This window comes from Streptomyces sp. NPDC008086 (assembly GCF_042957325.1).
Taxonomy (GTDB): Bacteria; Actinomycetota; Actinomycetes; order Streptomycetales; family Streptomycetaceae; genus Streptomyces.
The window spans coordinates 1-6,759 of sequence record NZ_JBIBIA010000025.1; the positions used below are offsets into that span (position 1 = coordinate 1).

The 6,759-nt window shown below is 69.2% G+C and carries 1 protein-coding gene; it reads right to left on the reverse strand.

The features are described from left to right. On the reverse strand, positions 1 to 6,759 hold a 6,759-nt coding region (locus ACFZBP_RS42140; protein ID WP_391421135.1), incomplete at both ends, for an amino acid adenylation domain-containing protein.

The following is a 6,759-nucleotide window of genomic DNA, read 5'->3' on the forward strand; positions in this document are numbered from 1 at the left end:
GCCCAGCACCTCCTGAACCGGCACACCCCCACGAGACGGAAACACCGTCCGCAACACCTCATGCCGACCCACCACATCCACCAACGCACCCTCCAACGCCGACACATCAAGCCCACCAACCAACCGCAACACACCAGGCATGCTGTAAGTCAGTGCGTCGCCGTCCAGTTGCTGCAGGAACCACATGCGCTGCTGTGCGTAGGACAGCGGCAGCGGATCCGGGCGGTCGGGCAGAGCGGTGAGGGTCGGCCTGGTCGGATCCGTCGGGTCGAGGACCGCGGCGAGAGCGGCCGGCGTGGGCGCGTCGAAGAGTCGCCCGACGCTCGTCTCGACGTCGAGTTCGGTCCTGATGCGGCTGATGAGGCGGGTGGCGAGCAGTGAATGTCCGCCAAGGTCAAAGAAGTCGTCCTCGGGTCCGACGGCTTCGGCACCGACGACTTCGGCGAACAGCGTGCACAGCACTGATTCGAGCTGCGTGGCCGGTGCCCGGCGCGACGTTCCGGCGATGGGCTTCGGGGCCGGTAGGGCCTTGCGGTCCAGCTTGCCGTTACGGTTCACAGGCAGCCGGTCGAGCAGGGTGAAGGTGGACGGCACCATGTGCGCCGGGAGCCTGTCGACACAGTGCGCTCGTGCCGCGGCCGTCACGCCGCTGAGGAAGCGCCCGGCATGCGGTGTGCTCGCGAAACGGTCGGGAGTCTCGTGCGGCGCCGGGGGTCCGAGCGGAACCAGCGGGGCCGCGGAGTCGGCCGCGAACACGGCGTCGAACCGGTCGTCGCCTGTCTCGGCGAAGGTGACGGTCACTCCCCTGCCGAACGTGCGCCCCAGCGCGCGGACGTCCTCGACGTCGATGCCCGCACAGCCGTTGAGGTGGCGGCGTGCGGCATCCGGGGCGGCCTGCTCGTCGAAGTGCCTTGTCGCAGCGACTTCGCCGGTAAGTCGTGCGTTGGGCAGGGCCCGTACACGGACTCGCGCCGAAGGGTGCTGCCGCAGAGCGTGCCGCAGGCCGTCCAGATCGGCGATGTCGTCGTCCCAGCTCAGCGTCGTCTCGTTAGCGGCCAGATGCGGCAGCCTGGGGTCGGTGTGCAGGACGACGTCGTAACGGTAGCGGTTCAGTTCGTTGTGGTGCGTACCGTGCTTGAGCGTGGCCGTGGCCGACTTGTAGCCGTCCAGTCGGGCGCATGCGCCGGCGAAGTAGGCAGGATCGAGGAGGAGTTCCTTCTCCATCAACAGGTCCTGGGCAATGGCCTGCCTGATGTGCGCGGCGTCGGTGCCGGGCGTGCTGCGGGCCAGATGCACTGCGGTGCGCAACGAGCGCACCAGTCCTCGATGACGCACGTCTCCCACAAACACCACACCACCGGGCGCCAGCAGGTCGGCGACGCCGTCGAGTACGGTCAGGAGGTAGTCGGCCGTGGGGAAGTACTGCACCACCGAATTCAGGACCACCGTGTCGAAGTGACCCCGCGGGAGGCCGCTGAGCTCGTCGGCGGGCTGAGCGCGTAGCCGTACGCGGCCGCGCAGCTCCGTCTCGGTTGCGATTTGCCGGGCGAGTCGACCGACGACGACCCGTGACACATCGGTGCCCCAGTACTCCTCGCAATCCGGCGCTAGGTGAGAGAGGAGCAGCCCGGAGCCGACGCCGATCTCCAGGATGCGGCGTGGGCGCAGTTCCCTGATGCGCTCCACCGTGCTGTCCCGCCACTCCCGCATCTGCTCCAGCGGGATCGGCTCACCGTCGTAGCTGCTGGTCCAGCCCGAGAAGTCCTCGCCGAAGCCGGTGTCGTCGCCGCCGTACAGGTGGTCGTAGACGGTGGCCCATTCCTGGACGTGTTCCTCGTTGTGCGCGTCGGCCGTATCCAGCTCGGGCTGCGGAACCAGGTAGGCAGCGATTCGGGTGTCACCTTCGCCGGCCTCGTAGGTGGCCGCGGCCGCGGCGCTCACTCCGGGGCAGGACGCAAGGACCGATTCGACCTCTCCGAGCTCGATACGGACGCCCCGAAGCTTGATCTGGCCGTCCGCCCGACCTGCGTACTCGAGGACGCCGTTCCGGGACCAGCCGACGAGGTCTCCGGTGCGGTACATGCGGGTGCCGTCGCCAGTGAAAGGGTCGGCGACGAAACGCTCGGCGGTGAGTGCGGGCCGGTTGACATAGCCGCGCGCGAGCTGCGCGCCGGAGATGTACAGCTCCCCTGTGACACCGGTGGCGACGGGGTTGAGGTGGGAGTCCAGAACGTAGGCGCCTGTGTTCCACACCGGGTGGCCGATCGGTACCACGGCGCTGTCGTCATCAGGCGTGCACGTCCAGGACGTGACGTCGATAGCGGCTTCCGTGGGCCCGTAGAGGTTGTGCAGGCCAGCCGGGAGGAGGCGCTGGGCGCGATCGCGCAGTTGCGGGGTGAGCACCTCCCCGCTGCTGAGGATGCGGCGCAGGCTGGTGCAGTGCCGTGCCCTGGGTTCCGCGAGGAATTCTTGGAGCATTGACGGGACGAAATGGGTGGTGGTGATGCGCTCGCGCATGATGAGGTCAGCCAGATAAGCGGGGTCCCGGTGGCCCTCAGGGCGCGCCATCACCAACGTGGCGCCGCAGATGAGGGGCCAGAAGAACTCCCAGACGGAGACGTCGAAGCCAGTGGGCGTCTTCTGAAGTACCCGGTCCTCGCAGTCGAGTTGGTACTGGGCTTGAGTCCACAGCAGACGGTTGACGATCGCGCTGTGCGTGTTGAGCACGCCCTTGGGTGTTCCGGTGGTGCCTGAGGTGTAGAGCAGGTAGGCGGGGTGCTCGGGCCTGAGCGCCGCTCGGTCCGGGGGTGGGGTACGGCCTGCGGTGTGGGCGACGCCGTCGACAGTGACGGTCGTCAGATGTTCGTGTCCGCTCAGTGTGTCGCCGGGTCGCGTCACGAAACACACTGGTGCGGCGTCCCGCAGCATGTAGTCGTTGCGCGCGGCCGGATGGCTCAGATCGAGGGGGAGATAGGCGGCTCCTGTCTTCACGATGGCCAGGAGGGCGATCACGAGGTCGGCGGAGCGCGGCAGGGCGACCGCGACCACGCGCTCTGGGCCGGCTCCGTGGCGCACGAGTTCGTGGGCGAGCCGGTTGGCGCGGTTTTCCAGTTCCGCGTAGCTCAGCTCAACGGTTTCGTCGACGACGGCCGCCGCGTCCGGGCTGCGCTCGACCTGCTCCTCGAAGAGCTGCGGCAGGGTCGCCGGTGCCAGCGGCCGGGCCGTGTCGGCCGGGGTCACCAGCAGGCGGCGGCGCTCCTCGTCGGTGAGGACGTCGATTGTGCTCATCGGCCTGTCGGGAGCGCGGGTGACGGTCTCCAAGAGCGAGACGAAGCGTCGTACGAGTGCTTCGACCGTGCCGCGGTCGAAGACGTCAGTGTTGTACTGCAGCACCCCGGTGACGGCGCCGGGCTCGCCGTGCAGCGGCTGGGACTCGCCCAGTTCCAGATGCAGGTCGAACTTGGCGGTGCGGATCGGCAGGTCGTGCACCCGCAGTGCCAGGCCGGGCATGTCGAGAGCGGCCGGCGGCATGTTGTGGTAGGCGAGCATGACCTGGAACAGCGGGTGGTGGGCCATACTGCGGGTCGGATTGATGTCCTCCACGAGGTGTTCGAAGGGCAGTTCCTGGTGCTCCTGAGCGCTGAGCACGGTCTGCCGTACACGTTCCAGCAGCTGACCGAAGGTGGGGTCGCCGGATGTGTCGGTGCGGACGACGAGGGTGTTGACGAAGAAGCCGACCAGATCCTCGAGGGACTCGTCCGTTCGCCCCGCGACAGGGGTGCCGATGGGGATGTCGTCGCCGGCTCCGAGCTTCGACAGGAGAGCCGCAAACGCTGCCTGCAGGACCATGAAGACGGTGGCGTTGCGACTGCGGGCGAGTTGCGTCATGGCGGCGTGGAGGGCGGGGCTGAGCATGCAGGGGACGCTGTCGCCGCTGTGGCTGATCGAGGCTGGGTGCGGCCGGTCCAGCGGCAGGTGGATGCGCTCGGGCAGACCGTCCAGGGCCTCACGCCAGTACGCGAGTTGCTGTCCTGCCAGGCTGTCGGGTCGGTCCGCGTCGCCGAGCAGCCCTCGCTGCCACTCGCTGTAGTCGGCGTACTGGACCGGAAGCTCAGCCCATCGGGGCGGTTCGCCGGTGCCGAGGCGGGCTCGGTACGCGGCGGCGAGGTCACGGGTCAGCGGTGCGACTGACCATCCGTCACCGGCGATGTGGTGCAGCACCAGAAGGAGAACGTGCTCCTGGCCGGTGATACGGAACAGGTGGCTGCGCAAGGGTGCCTCGGCCGAGAGGTCGAAGCAGTGCGCGGCCGCCGACTCCAGGTGTGCCGTGAGCTGTTCAGGCATGGCGTCGGTGACGGTCAGGACGGCGTCCGGGTCGGCCGGTGGCAGCAGTTGCTGCCAGGGCGTGCCGTCCTCGGCGACGAGTACGGTACGCAGTGCCTCGTGGCGGGCCGTCACGTCGGCGAGCGCCCCGCGCAGCGCGGCGACGTCGAGCTGACCGGAGAGCTGCAGGGCCATCGGGATGTTGTAGGCGGGGCTCGACCCGGCGAGTTGGTGCAGGAACCACAGGCGCTGCTGTGCGTGGGAGGGGGCGGCGCGTCCCGTGCCCGTGCGGCGTGTAAGGACCGGCCGCAGCGGCCGGGTGTCGCCGAGTTGCGCTGCGAGGCCAGCGACGGTGGGGTGCTCGAACACGTTACGCACGGAGATCTCCGCGCCCAGTCGTGTCCGTACCTTGCTGACGAGACGGGTGGCCAGCAGCGAGTGCCCGCCGAGGGCGAAGAAGTCGTCGTCGATACCGATCGTGGGCAGGTCCAGGACCTCCGCCAGCAGGCTGCACAGCGCCTCTTCGGTGGCGTTGCGCGGGGCTCGGCCGGCGACGCGCTCGGTGAAGTCGGGCGCGGGCAGCGCGGAGCGGTCGAACTTGCCGTTGGGCAGCTGCGGCAGGGCCTCCATCACGACGATGACGGCGGGGACGAGGTGGGCGGGAAGTACGGCGGCGAGGCGATCGCGCAGATCCGGCGTGTCGACGGTCCGCGACGGCTGTGAGGGCACGACGTAGGCGACGAGCCGGTGGTCGCGCGCCACGACGGCAGCCTGTGCGACGTCGTCGAGGCCGGCCAGCGCGGCTTCGATCTCTCCGGGTTCGATGCGGAAACCGCGCACCTTGATCTGCTCGTCGGCGCGGCCGGCGTACTCCAGTTCGCCGTCATGGGTCCAGCGGGCGAGGTCTCCTGTCCGGTACATGCGGGTGCCGGTGGGCCCGTGGGGGTCGGCGACGAAGCGGCCGGCTGTCAGGCCGGACCGGCCCGCGTAGCCTCGGGCGAGACCATGCCCCGCCACATAGAGTTCGCCGATGACGCCGGGGGGCACCGGTTGGAGATGCTGGTCCAGGACGTAGACACGGGTGTTACTGATGGGCCGCCCGATGGTCGGACGGGCGTCGCCGTGCAGGGGTCCGGTCATGCTGACGCAGACGGTGTACTCAGTGGGCCCGTAGGCGTTGATCATTCGGCGCCCCGGCGACCAGTGCGCGACGGTCGCGCCGGAACACCTCTCGCCGGCGGTGATCAGGGTGCGCAGCGAGTCGGGGAGCGGCGCGGTCGCGGCCTGTGTCTCCAGCACCGACGGGGGCACGCACAGGTGCGTGACCGCGCACTCGGTGACCGTGCGCGCCAAGGGCTCGCCCGGCGACAGGTCCTCGGCGGAGGCAACGACGAGGGCCGCCCCGGAGGTGAGGGCGGGGATGATCTCGCTCATGGCCGCGTCGAAGCTGATGGAGGAGAACTGCAGGACGCGGCTGTTCTCGTCGACGTGCAGCGGGCCGCCGTATCCGTGCGCGAAGTTGGGCAGGCCGGCGTGGGTGACGACGACTCCCTTGGGCGTTCCCGTCGAGCCGGAGGTATGGATGATGTAGGCGGGGTGGTCCGCTCGCAGGGGTGCGTCGCGGTCCGCGTCGCCGAGTTCGCCGTCCGGGTATGTGGCCAGGCGAGAGCGGAGCCCGTCGTCGAGGAGGAGCCGCGGGGTGTCGCCGGGCAGGACGTCCGGGGCTTGGTCGGTGGTCAGCAGCAGGACGGGATCGACGTCACCGATCATGAAGTCCAGGCGCTCGGCGGGGTACGCGAGGTCCAGCGGGAGGAACGCGGCGCCACTGGCCCACACAGCGAGCAGGCAGATCACGAGGTCGATGGAGCGCGGTACAGCGACGGCCACGGTCCGTTCGGGACCGGCACCGTGTTCGACGAGCAGTCGCGCCAACTGATTCACGTGGCTGGCGAGTTCGGCGTAGGTGAGGGATTCCTCGGCGCTGACGAGCGCTGTCGCCTCGGGTGTGGCCGCGGCCTGCCGCGCGATGAGGACGGGTACCAGCGCATCGCCCAGGGTCACTTGGGTGGCGTTGTGTCCTTCGAGGAGCTGCCTGCGTTCGTCGACGCCAAGGAGGTCTGCCGACCACAGTTGCAGGTCGGCGTCATCGGTGACCTGCCGCAGCAGGCGGCTGTACCGCCGGAGCAGTTGCTCGGCAGTGGTGCCGTCGAAGAGCTCGGTGGCGTAGGTCAGTTGTCCAGTGATGCCGGTCGGTCGGCCTTCGCTGTCGAATTCCTCGGCCAGGCTGAGGGCGAGGTCGAACTGGGTCGTCCCTGTGTCGAGCGGGTGGAGCTCCAACTGAAGTCCGGGGAGGGTGGGGGTGGTGTGGGTGGTGTTGTTCAACGCCAGCATCACCTGGAACAACGGATGCCGGGCCATGCTCCGAGCCGGGTTGAG